Origin of the sequence: Avibacterium volantium, assembly GCF_049366555.1 — a bacterium.
Lineage (GTDB): Bacteria > Pseudomonadota > Gammaproteobacteria > Enterobacterales > Pasteurellaceae > Avibacterium > Avibacterium volantium_A.
On sequence record NZ_JBMMGT010000091.1, the window covers coordinates 1 to 214 of the forward strand.

General features: G+C 44.9%; 1 rRNA gene. It reads right to left on the reverse strand.

Annotation, left to right across the window (positions count from 1 at the left end):
* Positions 1-214 (reverse strand): 23S ribosomal RNA (locus ACLS0A_RS11125); the annotation flags it as partial.

A 214-nucleotide genomic window follows, 5' to 3' on the forward strand; every position in this document is an offset into this window, starting at 1 on the left:
GATTTTTCAGATACGGGGCTATCACCCTGTGTCGCTTAGCTTCCCAGCTAATTCTCCTAAATCACATGCTATCACTTACTGGCTCCTCCGCTTTCGCTCGCCGCTACTCACAGAATCTCGGTTGATTTCTTTTCCTCGGGGTACTTAGATGTTTCAGTTCTCCCGGTTCGCCTTGTTTACCTATTTTATTCAGTAAACAATGATAGGTTCTTCA